Source organism: Virgisporangium ochraceum (assembly GCF_016863655.1).
Taxonomy (GTDB): Bacteria; Actinomycetota; Actinomycetes; order Mycobacteriales; family Micromonosporaceae; genus Virgisporangium; species Virgisporangium ochraceum.
The window spans coordinates 137763-154974 of sequence record NZ_BOPH01000020.1 but is presented as its reverse complement, the minus strand read 5'-3'; the positions used below and the strand labels follow the sequence as shown (position 1 = coordinate 154974).

Sequence of the window (17212 nt, the reverse complement as noted above, 5' to 3'; positions counted from 1 at the left end):
AACCCGCAAGGGGGAACCGTAGGTCGGCGAACTTCAGAACTTCGAGCCTGCGCGAGCGGGTAAGTGGTTGTGCTGTTCGCAAGCGGTCCACCAACTGGTAAGTCGCTCCCGGGAAAGGCGCCTCCTGGGAAGGTGGACACCGTGTGCACCGGTGAAAGCCCAGACTGACCGAAAGACAACCGTGGTGTGTTCCGAAGAACCGGTGGGCTGAGCGATCAGACCGCTTTCGCCGATCGACTTCGCGGATCGACCTCGCGGATCGACGGAGCGAATCATCGATGGAGCAGAGTATTCATCGAGCGCGCTGCGCTCGCGGTCCGAGGAATCGGTCCGGGGCTGAGAAATCAGACCCGGGCGGAGGAGCCGTCCTGCTGAGAGCGGATCGCACGGTGGAGAGCCCGCGATGTCGAAGGTCCGCAACGTCGAGAGGCGATGCTGAGAGGCGAAGGTGAGAGGCTGAGAGCGGAACGAGAGTTCGGATCGCTGGAGCCGCGGAACTTGAGAGGCCCTTCCACCTCATACGTGGAAGGGCCTCTTCCTCGTCATTATGACAAGTGTGGCCGTCGGGGCGGCCACGACACGCTGAACAGCGGACAAACCCGCAGGTCACCTCGCGTGTGCGGGTCCGGACCCACGCGTCCGGGACGCGTGGCCGCGGGCATGGCCGCTGGCATGGCCGCGCTCGTCGCGGTTCCCGCCGCGCCCGTCCAGGCGGCGCCCTCCCAGCAGGACACCGCCTTCCTGCAGGCCGCACACCAGTCCAACCTCGCCGGGATCGCTTCGACGAGTCGCTCCGGCAGACCGCGACGGCGCTCGGGGTCACCAACGTGGTGGTCTACGCGGAACCGTTCTGACCGGCCGCCTCCAGTGTCGCCGCCATCTCGACGATGCCGCGTTCGACGCGCGCCCGCACCGCCGGAGCCAGGCCGTGCGGCAGCACGTCGGTGACCCAGACGAGGCGGCTGCGGTCACCGTCGGGTACCACCTCGAACGCGGCGTGGTGGTAGGTCAGCGGCAGCCGCTGCCCCTCGACGACCGAGTACGCCATCCGGCGCAGGGTGTGGTCGACGGCGAGGATCAGCTCGGTGACCCGCGACCCGTCGGGCATGGTCAGCACGCGGGTGTCGCCGTCGAGCCGCACGTCGGCGACCCGGCCCGGCAGCAGGCGCCGGTGCACCGCGCCCACGTCGGCTACGGCATCCCACACCTCGTCGGCGGACCGCCCGACGACGGTCTCCACCCGGATCGTCGCCACCGCCGCACCTTACACACGACCCCGCTGCCGGGGCCTAGGTCTGCTCGACGTCGTCGATGACGAAGTTGTCGTAGGTCGGCGCCGTGCCGCTGGTGGAGAACGTGTGACCGGTGAGCGCGGCGACACCCGCGTTCGTCGGCGGCACGGTGCCGACCGGGGTGCCGTCGAGGAACACCTCGGCGCCGGTCAGGGTCGCCCGGACCTCGATACCCGCCCACGTCTTCTGCGGCACCGCCTGCTCGACGGTGGTGAACTTCGTCCAGACGCGGGTGGCCGCGCCGTACCAGGCGAGCCGGCCGTCGGCCTGCATCGCGATCTGGAACGCCGCCACCGTGGCGCCCGACGCGTTGGTGCCGTTGGTGACGAAGCTCAGCGAACGGGCGTAGCCGACCGACTGCACGCGGAAGGCCAGCTTCTGCGTCGGGGCGGGCGCGCTCTTCCAGGTCGCCTGGGCGATCCGGTCGTTCCACGCGTCGGCGAGGCGCAGCGCGTGCCCGTCGCCGCCGGTGTCGCGGTTGGTGACGGTGGCGCCGATCGCGTTGGTGTAGCCGCGCGGCACGTAGCCGACGGCGTCGTTCTCGAACGAGTCCACCGTGGAGTGCAGCTCGAGCTCGTTGAGCAGCGCGAGGCCGCGGTTGGGGTCCTTCACGGTGACCCGCACGTACTTCGCCGCCACCCTGTCGACCGGGAAGTACGTCAACGCGTAGCTGGTGACCGTGCCGGTGTCGACGACCTTCGTCCATTGTGTACGGTCGGTGGACACCTCGACCACGGCCGACGACGGCAGCCCCGGGTGGAGGCTGAGGCCGGCCTTCGTCAGGGTGTAGGTGCGGTCGAGGTTCAGCGTGAACCGGCCGGTGCCGTCGCGGGTCTCGCGCACCGCCGACGCGGCCCAGTCGGTGCTGCCGTCGATCGCGCCGACCGGCCGCGTCTCGGGCAGGTCGCGGTTGGTGCCCTTCATGTCGGTCTCGATGCTGACCGCTCCACTGTGGAACTTCGACAGCAGGTCGATCCGTCCGACGCCGGGTGCGTCGATGTCGACGAACTTCTTCCAGACGCGGTACTCGCCGTCGATCTGGAACCCGGCGTCGGTCGCCGGGCAGCCCCAGCTCGGCGCGCAGTTGTCGCCCACCTGCAGGATCCGGTTGGGACCCACGACAGCGTGCGCGCCGTTGCCCGACGACCCGTGCGTCCGCTGGAACGCGCCGGTGTCCTGCTCGGGGAAGTTCCGGTAGGTCACCTGCGCCTGCTCGAAGCTGTTCCCGAGTCCGTCGGGAGAGATGGCGACCCAGTTGTCGGGCCGGCCGAACGTCAGCGTCATGATGCCGTTGGGCAGCAGGTGCAGCACCGGCATCACGCCGGTCTGCGGCGCGGGCTCGCCCGACGCGGTGGCGATCCGCACCGGCACCGGAGCCGACCACGTGCGTCCCTTGTCGGTGGACCGCGCGGTGTACATCTGGCTCAGCGCCGACCCGACGTGGCTGCGGGACACGGCAACGAGGTCGCCGTTGACCGCCCAGCTGACGCCGACCTCGTTGAACGACCGGTTGCCGATCGGCGGGAAGAGCGTGGCGTACCGCTGCCACGAGCGGCCCTTGTCGCGGCTGATCGCCATCTCCGCGGCGCCGGCGGACTCGCCCTGGCTCTTGGTGTAGTACGTCAGCAGCAGGTTGCCCTGCGGGTCCTCGAGGATGTCGCGGTGCGCGCGGATGCCGCGGTCGAAGGCGGTGCTGTCGAACGTCCGGTCGGTGGTGAACACCGGGTGCTCGGTCCTCCAGGTCCGGCCGCCGTCCGTCGAGCGCTTCTGCAGCAGCTGCACGCGGTTCGGGCCGAGCACCTTGTGCGGGATGAACTCCACGCCGAGGATGTCGCCGTCGCGCAGCTTGCGGTAGAAGCCCGAGATGCCGTCGGCGTGGCCGGTGGGGAAGCTGTGGCCGCGGTCGAAGGACTGGACGAGCGTGCGCTCGCTGTCGGCCGCCGCGACGTCCTCGTTGGCCTGCCACGAGAGCAGTACCTGCCGGGTCGGCCTGCCGTCCCCGTCGAGCCCGTCGACCGCGTCGGCGAACGGGTTGCCGGCGATCTCGCCGGGCACGCCCTCGTACACCGTGGAGTACTTCTGCTGGCCGATGAACGCGGCTCCCGGGTCGCCGCCGTCGCGGGCCGTGTCGGGGGCGGGCGGGCCGTCGACCCCGACGGGCACGGCGGTGGCGGCGGGGTCACCGGTGGGCTCGGCGGCCGAACCGGTGGCGACCGACAGCGTCAACGCGGCGACGCCGCACAGGGCGAGAAGGGTGCGCCTCATTGCGGGACCTCCGTCATCGAGCACATGGAACGCCGTTCCAGGACGGAGACGCTAGGTGGCACATCATTCCATGTCAATGGTCGCCGGTGTCGACGGTGCTGAAGTTCGCGCGGAACAGGCCGCGTGGGTCGGCCGCCGCCTTGATCGAGCGCAGACGTTCGATCGCCGCCGGTTCCAGGGCGTCGGCGAGCGACTCGTCGGGGGACAGGAACGTCACCGGCTTGCGCCCGCTCGCGGGCAGGGCCGCGGCCAGCGCACGCTGCCGTCCGGCGACGGCCGGCGACGGGAGTCCGAACAGGTAGGCCAGGTACGGCTCGGCCAGCGCGCCGTGCGGGCTGTCGCTCGGCCGGGCCAGCGCGCCGCCGAGATGTCGCACCTGTACCGCCATCAGGGGTGCGACCGGCTCGGCGAGCAGCACGTCGAGCGCGTCGTCGAGGTCGGTCAGCAGTTCCGCTCGGGACATCCCGGCGCTCGGGTCGGTCGGCTCGGCGGTGATGCCGCCCAGCTCCGACACGGCCATCGGCCGGCGGGTGTCGGCGATCGGCGTGGGGAGCGCGTCGAAGCCGGCCAGCAGCTTGCGGGCGGTCTCCTCGTCGCCGAGGTACGTGGAGTCCACGGCCACCATCGGCTCCGCGCCGGGGAAGTGCATCAGCGCGAACCACGCGGTCAGCTCGTCGGGCGCGTCGGCGGTCACGTCGCGGAAGACATCGGCCACGGCGCGGGCCTGCCGCGCATCCCACAGCATGCGGCCGCCGACGACGGACGGCGCCGCGCGCAACGCGACCTCGAGCCCGGTGACGATCGCGTAGTCGCCACCGCCGCCGCGCAGGGCCCAGAACAGGTCGCCGTCGGTGACGCGCCGGGCCTCGCCGTCGGCGTCGACGACGTCGAACGCGGTGACCGCGTCGGCGACCCAGCCGAAAGCCCGGCCGAACCACGACAGCCCGCCGCCGAGCGCGACGCCGGTGACGCTGACCACCGGCGAACTTCCCGGCAGCGCGGTCAACCCGTGCGCAGCCACGGCCGCCTGCAGCGCGCCCGACCGCACGCCGGCACCGATCCGCGCCCGGCGGATCGATGGATCGACGTCGATACCGTCGAGGCGACCGGTGCGCAGCAGGACAGTACCGTCCGTACGACCGGACGCGCCGTGTCCGTTGGGCTGCGTGGCGATGCTCACGCCGGTCCCGCGCGCGAAGCGCACCAACGCCGCGACATCGGCCGCGTCGGCGGCCTCGACCACGGCGGCGGCCGGCTGCTCGACGGCGCGGTTCCACGGCCGGCGGACCTCGTCGAAGCCCTCGTCGCCCGGAAGCCGGACGCGGCCCCGCACCGCGCCGCGAAGGTCCTGTACGGACATGTCGTTCCCCGATCCTCGGTAGGTTGGCTCTCATCCGGTTCGACGGAGGGGTGCGCGAAAACGTGACGACATCGGATGTGGTGGCGGAGTTCACCCGCCAACGCCCGCGGCTGCGGGGGATCGCGCTGCGGATCCTCGGGTCGTACCACGACGCCGAGGACGCCGTGCAGGAAGCGTGGCTGCGGCTGCAGCGCACGGATCCGGCCGGCATCGACAACCTCGAGGCGTGGCTGACGACGGTGGTGTCGCGGATCAGCCTCGACCAGTTGCGCACCGGCGCATGGCGGTACGAGGACCTGTCGATCGACGCGCCGGAGCCCGCCGACGACGGCATCGAGGACGGCGCGGTCGAGGCCGACGAGGTCGGCGCGGCCATGCTCGTGGTGCTCGACACGCTCGCCCCGCTCGAACGGCTGGCGTTCGTGCTGCACGACGTGTTCGGGCTGTCGTTCGACCGGGTCGCGCCGATCGTCGACCGCACGCCCGAGGCCGCGCGCCAGCTCGCGTCGCGGGCCCGGCGCCGGGTGCGGGCGGTCGACGTCGCAGCCGAACGCACCCGTCAACGCGAGGCCGTCGAGGCGTTCCTGCGCGCGTCGCGCGACGGCGACTTCGGGACGCTGCTGCAGCTGCTGGACCCGGAGGTCGAGCTGCGCGCCGACGCCGAGGTGGTCGCCGCCGCAGCACCGCAGGGCGACCACGGCGCACCGCTGCTCACCCGGCGCGCCCGCGGCGCCGACGCGGTCGCCCGCATCTTCAACGGCCGCGCCCGCGAGACCCGCTGGGCCGACCTCGACGGGTGGGTCGGCGCGGCCTACGCACCGGGCGGCACGGTGTACGCCGTGTACTCGGTGGTCGTCCGCGACGGGCGGATCACCCGCATCGAGGTGATCGGCGCCACCGACCACCTGTCCGACCTGGCGGTCACGCCTAGTGCCGAACGGCATCTGCCGTGACGCGGGGCGGGCGGAGACGCTCGGGGCATGACCTCCTCTCCTCGATGGGCCGTCCGGGCGGCCCACCTCGTGCCGCTCGCGCTCGTCCCGTCGGCGCTGTGGCGCATCGCGCAAGGGCTCGGCGTTCCGGTCGGCTTCTCCGGGCAGCTGGCGGAGGACTTCGCCGCGCCCGGCTGGATCACGCCGTACGTCATCGTGCTGAGCCTCGTCGCCGAGGGCGTCGCGCTGCTGACCCTCGGGCTGGTGCGCCCGTGGGGTGAACGGTTCCCGGGCTGGCTGCCCGTCCTGGGCGGGCGTACCGTGCCGGTGCTCGCCGCGGTGGTCCCGGCGGCGCTGGGCGCGGCCGCGGTGACGGCGGCGACCGTCACGGGCGCGGTGCTGTGGAACGGACCGGAGAACAACGGGAACCCGGACGCCCCGCAGGGGTTCGCCGGCCTCGTGATGACCGTCTGCTACGCGCCGATGCTGCTGTGGGGGCCGCTGCTCGCCGCGGTGACCGTGGCCTACTACCGCCGCCGTCGGCTGACCACGATGTGAGTGTCGGGGTCGCGTGATCGGCGCGACGTGCTAAAGAGGTCACATGACCGGCACACCCGAACTCGCCAAGCTGCGCGCGGAACTCGACGACATCGACCGGCACCTCGTGGAGCTGATCGCGCGACGGCTCGACACGGTGACCGCCGTCGGGCAGGCCAAGGCCGACTCGTCGACGCCGGTGCGCGACGTCGAGCGCGAGCGCGCCGTGCTGGAGGGCGTCGAGGCGACCGCCCGCCTGCACGGGATCTCCGGCGACCTCGTGCGCCGCGTGTTCCGCGAGATCATCGGTCACGCGGTCGACAAGCAGTCGGCCGACCTGATCGCGGCACCCGGAACGAGGATCGGCTTCCCCGGCGCCGAGCACTCCTACAGCCACCTCGCCGCCGCGAAACACCTCGCCGGGCGCGGCGACAAGACCGCCTACACCGGGTACGGCAGCTTCGCGGCCGTGATCGCCGCGCTGGAGTCGGGCGCGTGCGACCTCGCGGTCCTCCCGATCGAGGACACCACGGCCGGCAGCATCAACCAGGTCTACGACCTCCTGCAGCACCACGACGTCGCGGTCGTCGGCGAGGAGACGTGGCGCATGGACCACTGCCTCGCCGGGATCAGCCAGGTGCCGCTGGGCGCGCTCACGCACGTCCTCACGGATCCGCGCGGACTGGAGCAGTGCGCGGCCTTCCTCCGCACGCTTCCCGGCGCGGTGACCGTGCACATCGCCGACGGCGGCGAGGCGATGCGGGCCGTCGCGGAGCGCGCCGACGCGTCGTACGCCGCGATCGGCTCGCCGGAGGCGGCCGACGCGTACGGGCTCACCGTGCTGCGGCCGGGCATCGCCGACGCGGAGGAGACCTACACCCGGTTCGTGGTGCTGGCGGCGAAGCCGATCGAGGTCGACGCGCGGGTGCCGAGCAAGACCAGCCTCGTGCTCACCACGCGGCACGAGGAGGGCGCGCTGCTGCGGTGCCTGGAAATCCTTGCGGGCAGCGGGCATTCGCTCACCAAGCTGGAGTCGCGGCCGCGTCCCGGCAGGCCGTTCGAGTACCTGTTCTTCGTCGACTTCGAGGGCAACGTCGCCGACCCGCGCACGCAGCTCATGCTCGACGAGCTGCGCAGCGCGGCCCTGTACGTCAAGGTGCTCGGCAGCTACCCGGCGAAGGTCACGCGCACCGACCCGCAGCCGGGTTCGGTGCCGCAGGCGTCGGCGGAGGCGTTGGAGGCCGTCGTGCTCGCGCCGGCGTCGGCCGCGCCGAGCCGTCGCCCCAAGCGACTCGTGGACCGGGACGCGCGCGCCGAGGACACGCTCGTGCGCGTCGGCGACGTGCTGGTGGGCGGCGAGGGCTTCGTGGTGATGGCCGGCCCGTGCTCGGTGGAGTCGGCGGTGCAGGTCCGTTCGACGGCGGCGGCGGTCCGGGACGCGGGTGCGCACGTCCTGCGCGGTGGCGTGTTCAAGCCGCGCACGTCCCCGTACGCCTTCCAGGGCCTCGGGTGGGACGGCCTGGCGCTGCTCGCCGAGGCCGGCCGCGAGGTGGGGCTGCCGATCGTCACCGAGGTGATGGCGGTCGAGCAGGTGCAGCGGATGGCCCGCACCGCCGACCTGCTGCAGGTCGGCGCGCGCAACATGCAGAACTTCGACCTGCTGCGGGCCCTGGGCAAGGTCGACCGGCCGGTGTTGTTGAAGCGCGGCCTGTCGAGCACGATCGACGAGTGGCTGGCGGCGGCCGAGTACATCCTGTCGGCGGGCAACCAGCAGGTGATCCTGTGCGAGCGCGGCATCCGCACATTCGAGTCGGCCACCCGCAACACGCTCGACCTCTCGGCCGTTCCGGTGGTGAAGGAGCGCACCCACCTGCCGATCATCGTGGATCCCAGCCACGGCACCGGAAACCGGCGGTACGTGGCCCCGATGTCGTTCGCCGCCCGATCGGTGGGCAGCCACGGCCTGCTGATCGAGGTCCACCCGGAACCCGACACCGCCCTGTCCGACGCCGACCAGAGCCTGGACCACCCCCAGCTCGCCGCATTGATGGCCGGCCTGGCCCGCTGACTCCTTCCCCGCGATCTTGGACACTTGCATTGATTCCGACGCATAGGTGTCCAAGATCGCGGAGAGCTAACCGCTACGGCGGCGTAGCGCTTCGAAGGCGTCGCGGGCGGCGGCGCCGATGGCGACGTCGATGTCCGGGGCCTGGCGGGCCCTGCGGTCGGCACGGGTGAGGGCGGCCATCGCGATGCGGTCGCCCGTCTCCGCCTCCACGACCCCGATCTCGTGACGCAGGTGCAGGAACGAACCGGTCTTCCCGCTGACCCGGATCGTGTCGGCGCGGAGGTCGTTGGACAGGCGCTGGGTGAAGACCTGCTGGCCCATCAGGCGGCGCAGCCCGGCGGTGGCGCCGGGATCGGCGATCTCATCGCGCCACACGCGGCGCAGCAGGTCGACGAGGGCGGCGGCGGTGCCGAGGTTGGCGCGCTCCGGGTCCAGCAGCTCGATGGTGCGCTCGTCGCGGACGGCGAGCTCCAGCGCGAGCCCGAAGTCGTTGTCGGACACGCCCACGGCGCACTCGTACATGCGGTTCATCCGGTGCCGTACCCGGATGCCCGTGCAGTTCCAGGCTCGCAGCCGCGCGTCCACCTCGGACGGTGGGACGAGGTCGAACAGCGCGTCGGCGCTGGCGTTGTCGCTCACCGAGAGCATGAGCAGCAGGAGGTCGCCGACCGCCACCGTGGCCGGATACCGGAACGCGGCCAGCCCGGTCGGTCCGACGCTGCTGGTGGCCGGGTCCACCGTGACGGTGCGGGCGAGGTCGGTGCCGCTGAGCACGACGAGCGCGAGCGGCACCTTCACGACGGACGCCAACGGAACCGGCTCGTCGACGTCGAAGCCGAGGCGGTCGCCGGTGTCGACGTCCTCGGCGAGGAACGAGCCACGGACGCCGAGCGCGGCCCACTCGGCGGCGATCGCCTCGGCGACGTCGAGCAGGCCGCCGTCGCTGGCGACGAACGCCGGCACGGCGCTCATCCCCGGGCCGCCAGGCGGAAGCCGGCGTCGCGGGCATCAGCGCGGACGGCGTCACGCGGCGGCGTCGCGGTCCGTCGCGCGCCGACCGCGACCGCCAGCGGGCGGACCAGCCAGCCCGGAACGCCGGCGCGCTGGGTCGCCGCCGCGGTGAGCGCGTAGCCACGGTGCAGCGCGGTGTCGGCCAGCGGCGCCCAGGCCGCACCGTGCCGCCGGGCGAACGGTGCCGCGCAGAGCAGGAGGGACCGGCCGGCGAGCGTCTCCGCGAGCGCCGCCGCGGCTGTGCCGTTCGTTCCGGCCGGACGGAAGCGCGACTCCGGCAGGCCGGCCCGGGCGGCGGCGCGGGCCAGCCGGTCGCGGGCGTGCGGAACGTCGTCCTCGGCGGTGACGAGCACGGGCACCGGCCGGCCCGACCCGCGCCGGGGCCGCAGGTCCTCGAGGTGGATCGGACGCTCACGCGCCGTCGCGGACGCCAGCCCCAACGGGACCCGCAGCGGCGCGCTCTCCGGCGGCACCCGCACCAGCGCGAACGCCAGCGATCCGTCGGCGACCCCGGCCTCCCGGGCCTCGGGTGAGAGCTCGCTCAGCCCGAGCGTCACGTCGTGCTCGGCGCCGGCGCGGATCACCGCCGCCAGCGCCGCCGGGTCGCAGTCCGCCGGGACCCCCACCGCCCGTGCCGCCGACTCCCGGGCCGACCGGGCCACCTGGCGCAGCCGCTGGGTGCGGTCGAGCACGTCGTGCGCGTACGGCAGGAGCAGCTGTCCGAAGTCCGTGGTCGACACCCGGCGCGGCGACCGGTCGAACAGCGGGCCACCGAAGTGCTCCTCGAGCGTCCGCACCCGCCGGCTCAGCAGCGGCTGCGCGATCCCGAGCCGGTCGGCCGCGCGGGAGAAGCTGGCCTCGTCGGCCACCGCGACGAATGCGGCCAGGTGCGCGAGCAGGTCCACCCTGCAGTCATATCAATTAGTCATAGCCGGTTCAACATTGCATCTTGGACATGATCGGGACCGGCCGGGTTTGCTGTCGCGCATGACTCATACCCGTTCTGTCACCCGTCGCGGCCTGATCAGGGCCGGCGTGGCCACGTCGGTCGCCGTCGCGGGTCTCGCCGCGTCCCCGGCGTCCGCCGGGACCGTGGGCGTCGACGAGCAGTTGCAGGAGCTCGAGGGGACCCACGGAGCACGCCTCGGCGTGTTCGCCCGCAACGTGCGGACCGGCCGGGAGGTGGCCTACCGGGCGCACGAGCGGTTCGCGATGTGCTCGACGTTCAAGACGGTCGTCGCCGCGGCGGTCCTGCGCGACCACGACCGCTGCGCGCCGCTCGACGCGGTCGTCCACTTCCCGCCGGCCGACATCCTGCCGAACTCGCCGGTCTCCGGCCCGCGGGTCGACTCCGGCATCACGGTGGGCGAGGCGTGCCGCGGCGCCATCCAGTACAGCGACAACACCGCCGGCAACCTGCTGCTCCGGCAGGTCGGCGGCCCGGCCGGGCTCACCCGCTTCCTCCGCTCGATCGGCGACGACGTCAGCCGACTCGACCGCTGGGAGACGGAGCTGAACGCGGCCGTTCCCGGCGACCTCCGCGACACCACCACGCCCGACGCGATGGGGCGCACGTACGAGCGGCTGATGCTGGGGCGGGCACTGTCCCGCGGCGACCGCGAGCAGCTCGTCACGTGGTTGAAGGGCAACACGACGAGCGCGCAGCGGTTCCGGGCCGGCCTGCCGCAGGGCTGGGTGCTCGGCGACAAGACCGGCACGGGCGCCTACGCGTCGGCCCACGACGTCGGCGTCGCCTGGACCACCCGGGGCACCCCGGTCGTGCTGTCGGTGCTGTCGTCGAAGGACACCCCCGACGCGCCGGTCACCAACGCGTTGATCGCCGACACGGCGCGGATCCTCGCGGCAGCGCTGGCTCCGGGCGAGTAGCCGGTCACACCGGCGCCCTCCCGGGGCCGTCGGGCTCGTCGTCCGCCCGTCAGGTGACGAGCCCGCGGCGGTAGGCGTAGACGACAGCCTGCACCCGGTCGCGCAGGTCGAGCTTGGTGAGGATGCGCGACACGTACGTCTTCACGGTCTCCTGGCTGATCACCAACGTGGCGGCGATCTCGCTGTTCGACCGGCCGTCGGCGATGAGCCGCAGCACCTCCAGCTCCCGCGGCGTCAACGGGGTGTCGGCGGACGCGCCGCCGTCCGTGGGCCGGATCCGCGCGGCGTACCGGCCGACGAGCTGACGGGTCACCTCGGGGGCGAGCAGGGCCGCGCCGGTGCTCACCGTGCGGATGCCGTGCAGCAGCTGCGCCGGCGGCGCGTCCTTGAGCAGGAAGCCGCTGGCGCCGGCGCGCAGCGCCTCGTACACGTACTCGTCGAGGTTGAACGTCGTCACCACGAGCACCTTCACCGGCTCGGCCACCCCGGCGCCGGCGAGCAGCCGGGTGGCCTGGATGCCGTCGAGCACGGGCATCCGCACGTCCATCACCACCACGTCGGGGCGCAGCTTTGCGGCGAGGTCGACGGCCGCGCGCCCGTCGGCGCACTCGCCGACGACCTCCAGGTCGGACTGCGCGTCGATGATGGTCGCGAACCCGGTGCGGATCAGCGCCTGGTCGTCGCAGACGAGGACCCGGATCACGACGGGATCCGGGCCTGTACGACGAACCCGCCGCCGGGCCGCGGCGCCGCGGTGAACTCACCGCCGAGAACCTCGACCCGGTCGCGCAGACCGGTGAGGCCGCGCCCGCTCCCGCCCGGGGACGCGGCGCGCGACCCACCGCCGTCGGTACTGACCTCCACGTCGATCTCCTTCGCGCCGTGCCGCACGCGCACCACGGTGCGGCTGCCGTGTGCGTACTTGAGGGCGTTGGTCAGGGCCTCCTGCACCACCCGGTACGCCACCGCGTCGGCGCTGCCGGCCCGGCCCGACGGGCCGCCGTCCTCGGCCAGTTCCACCGGCTGACCGGCGTTGCGGGTCTGCTCGACGAGCGCGTGCAGGTCGCCGACCGGCTCCGCGTGATGCTCCGGGTTCAGCAGGTCGAGCAGGTGCCGCAGGTCCGAGATGGCCCGCCGGCCGGTGTCGGTGACGGCGGTCAGCGTCTGGTCGAGGCGTTCGGGGGCGGCGGTGAGGTACCGCGCGGCCTCTGCCTGCACGACCATCGCCGTCACGTGGTGCGTCACCACGTCGTGCAGTTCCCGGGCGATCCGGGTGCGTTCGGCGAGCCGGGTGGTCTCGGCGACGTAGCGCCGGTGCTCGGCCTCCGCGGCCCGCGTCCGGCGCACCCACCCGCCGATGCCCCAGGCGATCGCGAGCATCACGTAGAACGTCGTGAAGCCCCAGAGGCCCTCGGGCGACCCGGCCCCGTCGAGCGCCAGCGCCAGCGGAACGTACGCGACCGACAGCAGCACCGCGGTGGCGCGCCGGTGATGGTCGAGGTGGATGCCCGCGCTGAGCAACGCGATCGGCAGCGCCGTGCCGGCGGCCGTGTGGTAGCCGCGGATCTGGTCGACCGCGAACCCGACCGACACGAGCAGCAGGCAGACGGCCGGCCACCGCCGCCGGACCGCGAGCGGCATGCACTCCAGCGCCACCACCCCGGCCGTGTACGCGTCGAACGGCCGGTTCGGCAGGTCGCCCAGGCGGGTCCCGTAGCCGGTGAGCCACGGCACGAGCGACAGCCCGGCGAGCAGCACCGCGAACGGCAGGTCCCGGACCGTGACGTCGAACCGACGCCACGCGTCCGGGAACCGCCGGAACCGGATCACCGGGGGAGCCTAGCCGGCGACCCGGGCGCGGCGCCGGACCGGCGTCAGGTGACCGCGCCGGCGGGCGAGTGTCAGGAAGGCGGCCGTCATCACGAGACCGGCGACCACCGCGGCGAGGCTGGCCTCCGGGCCGAAGTCCCCGCCGGTGAGCAGCATGGACCCCGACATGGTGCCGTCGAGCAGCCCTTCCTTCTCCCCGGTGCCCGACACCACGGTGCCGAAGATGCCGGCCTCGGCGAAGTTCCAGCCGAAGTGCAGGCCGATCGGCAGCCACAGGCGGCGGGTGGCGACGTACGCGGCTCCGAGCATCCCGCCGGCCTCGACCGCGATGGCCAGCGCGCCCCACAGGCTGGCGTCGGGGTTGGCCAGGTGCATGAGCCCGAACAGGAGACCGGTGAGCAGCAGCGCGCCCCAGGTGCCGAGGCGCTCCTCGACGATCCGGAACAGCACGCCGCGGAAGATGAGCTCCTCGGTCGTGGCGGCGGCCGCCATGAAGCCCAGCGCGGTCACCGCGCCTCCCACGGGACCCCGACCGTCCACTGTGTACCCACCGAGCAGGGCGATGACGCCGATGACCGCCGCGAACAGCCCGATGCCGAGCAGCGCGCCCAGTCCGGTCGCGCGCACCGCGCCCGGTCGGGACAGCTCACCGACCTCGCGCCGCTCCGTCCGCCGCACTATCCACCGGTAGGCGACGATCGCAAGGACCGCGGCCGCCACCCCGAGCACCAGCGTGAGGCCCGGGTTCCCATCGACCGCGTTGACCGCGAGACTGCCGAGAAACGCGGCGAGACCGACGACCGCGAGCTGCTTGACCAGACGCATTGACTTCCTCCTCTGTCGATGCGTCCGACGCTAGGGATTTCACGGCCGCCGGTCGTCACCGTGCGGTGGACACCTGCGGGTAGCTCGCACGGGGGACACGCGGCCGCATCTCCGTGGGGTGCCGGACGTCGTCCCACAGCGTCCAGCGGGCGCGCCGGTCGGCCGGCGTGGCGGGTGCGGTCGGCCCAACGCCCGTCAGCCCAGCGCGGCCTCGAGGGCGAGCGCGGTCGCGCACAGCAGGTCCTCGCCGTGCGCCGGGCCGATCAGCTGCAGGCCGACCGGAACCGCGAAGCCCGGTGACGGCACCGGCATCGACAGGGCAGGGACGCCAGCGAGGTTGACCGGCGCGGTGAGGAGGGTGAGCGGGAACCACGTGAAGCCGGCCAGTGGTGGAGGCTCCGCGACGAGCGTGGGCAGGGCGATCACGTCGACGTCGCGGAACAGCGCGGTGAGCTCCGCCCGCCACGCCAGGCCGGCCGTGCGCGCGGCCGCCAGGCTCTCCGCGTCGACGCCGCGGCCCGCCCGGATGCCCGAGTTGACGAACTCGCCGACGCCCTCGACGTCGAGCAGGTCGTGGTGCGCCTGCCACAGCTCACCGATCACGATCGTGTCGAAGGCGTGGTGCGCCGCGTCCCATCCGGGCAGCGTCACGTCGCGGACGGGCACCCCCGCGCGGTCCAGCGCACCGTCGACAGCGGCCTCGACGGCCGGCTCCACGCCGTCCACCCGCAAGCGACCGATGGCCCGAGCCCGACGCGGCGTGACCGTCCGGTGTGGAGCGAGTAGCCGCAGGCCGGCGACGACGCCGGCGACGTCGCGCGCGATCGGCCCGACCGTGTCGAGGGTGGGCGCCAGCGGCACGACGCCCGCGGTCGGCACGAGCCCGCGGGTGGTCTTCAGCGCGACGATGCCGCAGCACGCGGCCGGGATCCGCACCGATCCGCCCGTGTCGGTGCCGATGCCGAGGTCGGCCTCGCCGTTCGCGACCGCCACGGCGCTGCCGCTCGACGAGCCACCCGGGATCCGGTCGGGCGCCAGCGGGTTGACCGGCGTGCCGAACTCGGCGTTGTCGCCGACCGGGCTGACGCACAGTTCGGTGAGCGTGGTCTTGCCGACGATCGCGGCGCCCGCGGCGCGCACCCCCGCGAGGCACGCCGCGTCGGCGGCCGCGGGCGTCGCCCGGTCGCGCACCGCCGCGCATCCGGCCGTCGTGACGGTTCCGGCGACGTCGATGGCATCCTTGACGGCGACGCGGAGACGCCCGTCGGTGGGCGCGTCGAAGCGCGTGATCCAGGTCGTCATCCGGCGAACCTACGGCGGACCGCGAGGAGAGTTCCAATGGGTTTCCCGGTCGGGGCTGTGCGCCACCACATCGAGCGGCTGACGGCGTACGGGCCGCGGCACGAGACGAACCCCGTCGCCGTGGCCGAATCGCTCGCGTACATCACCGACACCCTGGCCTCGTACGGGTACGAGGTCACGCGGGAGCCGTACGGCGCCGGTGCGCACGAGGTGAACCTGCTGGCGTCGGTGGCCGGAACCGGTGCCGGGCCGGTCGTCGAGGTCGGCGCGCACTGGGACTCGGTCGAGCGCAGCCCGGGAGCCGACGACAACGCCAGCGGCGTCGCGGGGCTGCTGGAGGTCGCCCGGATCTTCACGTCCGGCGACCGGCCGGCCCGCACGGTGCGGTTCTGCTTCTTCGGCGGCGAGGAGTCGGGCCTGACCGGCAGCCGGGCGCACGTCGCCGGGCTCGCGGACGACGTCGACGGCGCGATCGTCTTCGAGATGATCGGCTACCGCGACCGGAACCCGGGCTCGCAGCGCTTCCCCGCGGGCGTCGACCTTCCCGCGGAGATCAGCCGTGGTGACTTCATCGCGGCGGTCGGCAACGGCGCGTCGGCCGGGTACGCGGCGGCGCTGGCGGCGGCCGGTCGGGCACACGGCCTGCCGGTGCTGCCGGTCGACCTGCCGGCCGACAACGACAACGCCGGCCGCAGCGACCACTACCCCTACTGGCTCAGCGGTCGCAAGGGCATCATGCTCACCGACACGGCCGAGTTCCGGAACCCGCACTACCACCGGCCGACCGACACGCTCGACACCCTCGACCTGGACTTCGCCGCCCGCGTCACCCTGACGGTCGCGGACGCCGTGCGGGCGCTGGCATCCGGTAGTGGGACGTGACGGCGGGCTGGCCGGTGTAGTTCGGGCCGGCCCAGTCGTCGGCACCGAGGTACGTGTAGGGCGGCGTGACCGTCGCCGGGCCGGTGCGGCTGATCCGCCGCCGCTCGTACCGGAACCCGGCCGGTCGGGGTGAGCCACGAGGCGGCGCGGGCGAGCAGGCCGAGCTTGTCGCCGACGTAGTACAGGCCGTGCACGCACGTGATCAGGTCGAACCGCTGGCGCGGCTCGAACCGGTCGACGGGCGCGCACACCAGGTGCACGTCGACGCCTGGCGTGACCGGTTCATCGCGCAGTTCGCCACCACGTCGGACCGCCACAGCAGGTCGTCTCCGAGCAGAGGTTCCGTCACCCACTCATTCTCAGGGTGGATTCACAGGATTTCCCTGAGGGCGGTGCCAGTGTCGGCGGCCACACTGGACCGATAGGGAGGTCACCATGTCCGTTCGTCGCACGCTCAGCGTGGTCGGTGCGGTGCTGGCCGGCACGGTCACCGCGTCGGCCGCCGATGTTCCGCCGGCCGACCCGCGCACCGTGCGTGCGCTGCTCGTCGAGATCGGCGCGCTGCCGCCGTCCGCTCCGGATGCCGCCGTGAAGCCGGCGCTGCGCCGGTTCCAGGCCGGCGCGGGGCTGGCCGTCGACGGGGTCGCGGGTCCGCAGACGTGCCACGCGTTGGTGCGGTACGCGCGCGAGGCCCGGGAACTGCACGGGTTGGGGCTGGCCGCGTAGCGTCGCGCCCCCGAGTGTGCGCCCTCGAGTGTGCGCCGACGACGGCCGCGACGCCGCCGACGACGGTCAACGGCGTGACGCCGCTGTTCCCGGGCCAGCCCATACCCGGCTTCTCGGCGGTGATCCCGGTCCGCCGGGGTGACGCGGCACCCGACCGGCTGCTAAAGAGCTTTCGGCATCAGGTTTCCGCCGGCCACCCAGTCTCATGATCGACTTTACTGGCGGAGTCACTATTCAGGTGGTGGTGGGCGCCGGTGGCTGTGTTCTCCCGGCCCGATCTTGGACTTCCAGACAT

General features: G+C 73.2%; 16 protein-coding genes. 6 read left to right on the top strand and 10 right to left on the bottom strand.

Annotated elements, in window-relative coordinates; all coding sequences use genetic code 11:
- Window positions 1-835: 835 nt before the first annotated feature.
- The 3 genes from Voc01_RS08370 to Voc01_RS08360 form a co-directional block, all read right to left on the bottom strand.
- On the bottom strand, window positions 836-1255 hold the full coding sequence (locus Voc01_RS08370) for an SRPBCC family protein (RefSeq protein ID WP_203926710.1): 420 nt from the start codon (window positions 1253-1255) through the stop codon (window positions 836-838).
- A 34-nt stretch (window positions 1256-1289) separates the two neighbouring features.
- Complete coding sequence (locus Voc01_RS08365; RefSeq protein WP_203926709.1) at window positions 1290-3557, bottom strand: discoidin domain-containing protein; 2268 nt, start codon at window positions 3555-3557, stop codon at window positions 1290-1292.
- A 73-nt stretch (window positions 3558-3630) separates the two neighbouring features.
- Entirely contained in the window at window positions 3631-4917 is a 1287-nt protein-coding gene (locus Voc01_RS08360) for an FAD-binding oxidoreductase (protein ID WP_203926708.1), read from the bottom strand.
- Between the two features lie 62 nt (window positions 4918-4979).
- On the opposite strand from Voc01_RS08360, the gene Voc01_RS08355 reads away from it, so the two are divergent.
- From Voc01_RS08355 to Voc01_RS08345, 3 genes are read left to right on the top strand one after another with little or no spacing between them, the layout of a single operon-like run.
- Window positions 4980-5870, top strand: a complete 891-nt coding sequence (locus tag Voc01_RS08355; RefSeq protein WP_239160044.1) for a sigma-70 family RNA polymerase sigma factor — start codon at window positions 4980-4982, stop codon at window positions 5868-5870.
- Between the two features lie 27 nt (window positions 5871-5897).
- On the top strand, window positions 5898-6407 hold the full coding sequence (locus Voc01_RS08350) for a hypothetical protein (RefSeq protein WP_239160043.1): 510 nt from the start codon (window positions 5898-5900) through the stop codon (window positions 6405-6407).
- A gap of 43 nt (window positions 6408-6450) precedes the next feature.
- Complete coding sequence (locus tag Voc01_RS08345; RefSeq protein WP_203926707.1) at window positions 6451-8454, top strand: bifunctional 3-deoxy-7-phosphoheptulonate synthase/chorismate mutase; 2004 nt, start codon at window positions 6451-6453, stop codon at window positions 8452-8454.
- 66 nt (window positions 8455-8520) lie between these two features.
- Here Voc01_RS08345 and Voc01_RS08340 read toward each other — a convergent pair whose 3' ends face one another.
- Both Voc01_RS08340 and Voc01_RS08335 read right to left on the bottom strand, forming a co-directional pair.
- Window positions 8521-9417, bottom strand: a complete 897-nt coding sequence (locus Voc01_RS08340) for a serine hydrolase (protein ID WP_203926706.1) — start codon at window positions 9415-9417, stop codon at window positions 8521-8523.
- 5 nt (window positions 9418-9422) lie between these two features.
- Window positions 9423-10370, bottom strand: a complete 948-nt coding sequence (locus Voc01_RS08335) for a LysR family transcriptional regulator (protein WP_203926705.1) — start codon at window positions 10368-10370, stop codon at window positions 9423-9425.
- 82 nt (window positions 10371-10452) lie between these two features.
- Here Voc01_RS08335 and bla point away from each other — a divergent pair, with 82 nt between their 5' ends.
- Entirely contained in the window at window positions 10453-11352 is a 900-nt protein-coding gene (gene bla / locus Voc01_RS08330) for a class A beta-lactamase (protein WP_203926704.1), read from the top strand.
- Window positions 11353-11401: 49 nt separating this feature from the next.
- Here bla and Voc01_RS08325 read toward each other — a convergent pair whose 3' ends face one another.
- The 4 genes from Voc01_RS08325 to Voc01_RS08310 form a co-directional block, all read right to left on the bottom strand.
- Window positions 11402-12055 carry a response regulator gene (locus tag Voc01_RS08325; protein ID WP_203926703.1) on the bottom strand — a complete coding sequence of 218 codons (654 nt, stop codon included), beginning with the start codon at window positions 12053-12055 and terminating at the stop codon, window positions 11402-11404.
- Window positions 12052-13182 (bottom strand): sensor histidine kinase, encoded by a 1131-nt coding sequence (locus tag Voc01_RS08320; RefSeq protein ID WP_203926702.1) that lies wholly within the window; start codon window positions 13180-13182, stop codon window positions 12052-12054. Before Voc01_RS08320 ends, Voc01_RS08325 begins: the two co-directional genes overlap by 4 nt.
- 9 nt (window positions 13183-13191) lie before the next feature.
- The gene (locus tag Voc01_RS08315; protein WP_203926701.1) at window positions 13192-14007 is read right to left on the bottom strand and encodes a CPBP family intramembrane glutamic endopeptidase; all 816 of its coding nucleotides are present in this window, start codon (window positions 14005-14007) and stop codon (window positions 13192-13194) included.
- 195 nt (window positions 14008-14202) lie between these two features.
- Window positions 14203-15309: an amidase gene (locus Voc01_RS08310; RefSeq protein WP_203926700.1), complete on the bottom strand. Its 1107-nt coding sequence runs from the start codon at window positions 15307-15309 to the stop codon at window positions 14203-14205.
- Between the two features lie 36 nt (window positions 15310-15345).
- Between Voc01_RS08310 and Voc01_RS08305 the strand changes: the two genes are divergently transcribed.
- Window positions 15346-16191: a M20/M25/M40 family metallo-hydrolase gene (locus Voc01_RS08305; protein WP_203926699.1), complete on the top strand. Its 846-nt coding sequence runs from the start codon at window positions 15346-15348 to the stop codon at window positions 16189-16191.
- Between the two features lie 202 nt (window positions 16192-16393).
- Here Voc01_RS08305 and Voc01_RS08300 read toward each other — a convergent pair whose 3' ends face one another.
- Window positions 16394-16540, bottom strand: a complete 147-nt coding sequence (locus tag Voc01_RS08300) for a hypothetical protein (protein WP_203926698.1) — start codon at window positions 16538-16540, stop codon at window positions 16394-16396.
- Between the two features lie 86 nt (window positions 16541-16626).
- Between Voc01_RS08300 and Voc01_RS08295 the strand changes: the two genes are divergently transcribed.
- Window positions 16627-16917, top strand: coding sequence for a peptidoglycan-binding protein (locus tag Voc01_RS08295; RefSeq protein ID WP_203926697.1), 291 nt, complete (start codon window positions 16627-16629; stop codon window positions 16915-16917).
- The last annotated feature ends 295 nt before the right edge of the window (window positions 16918-17212 follow it).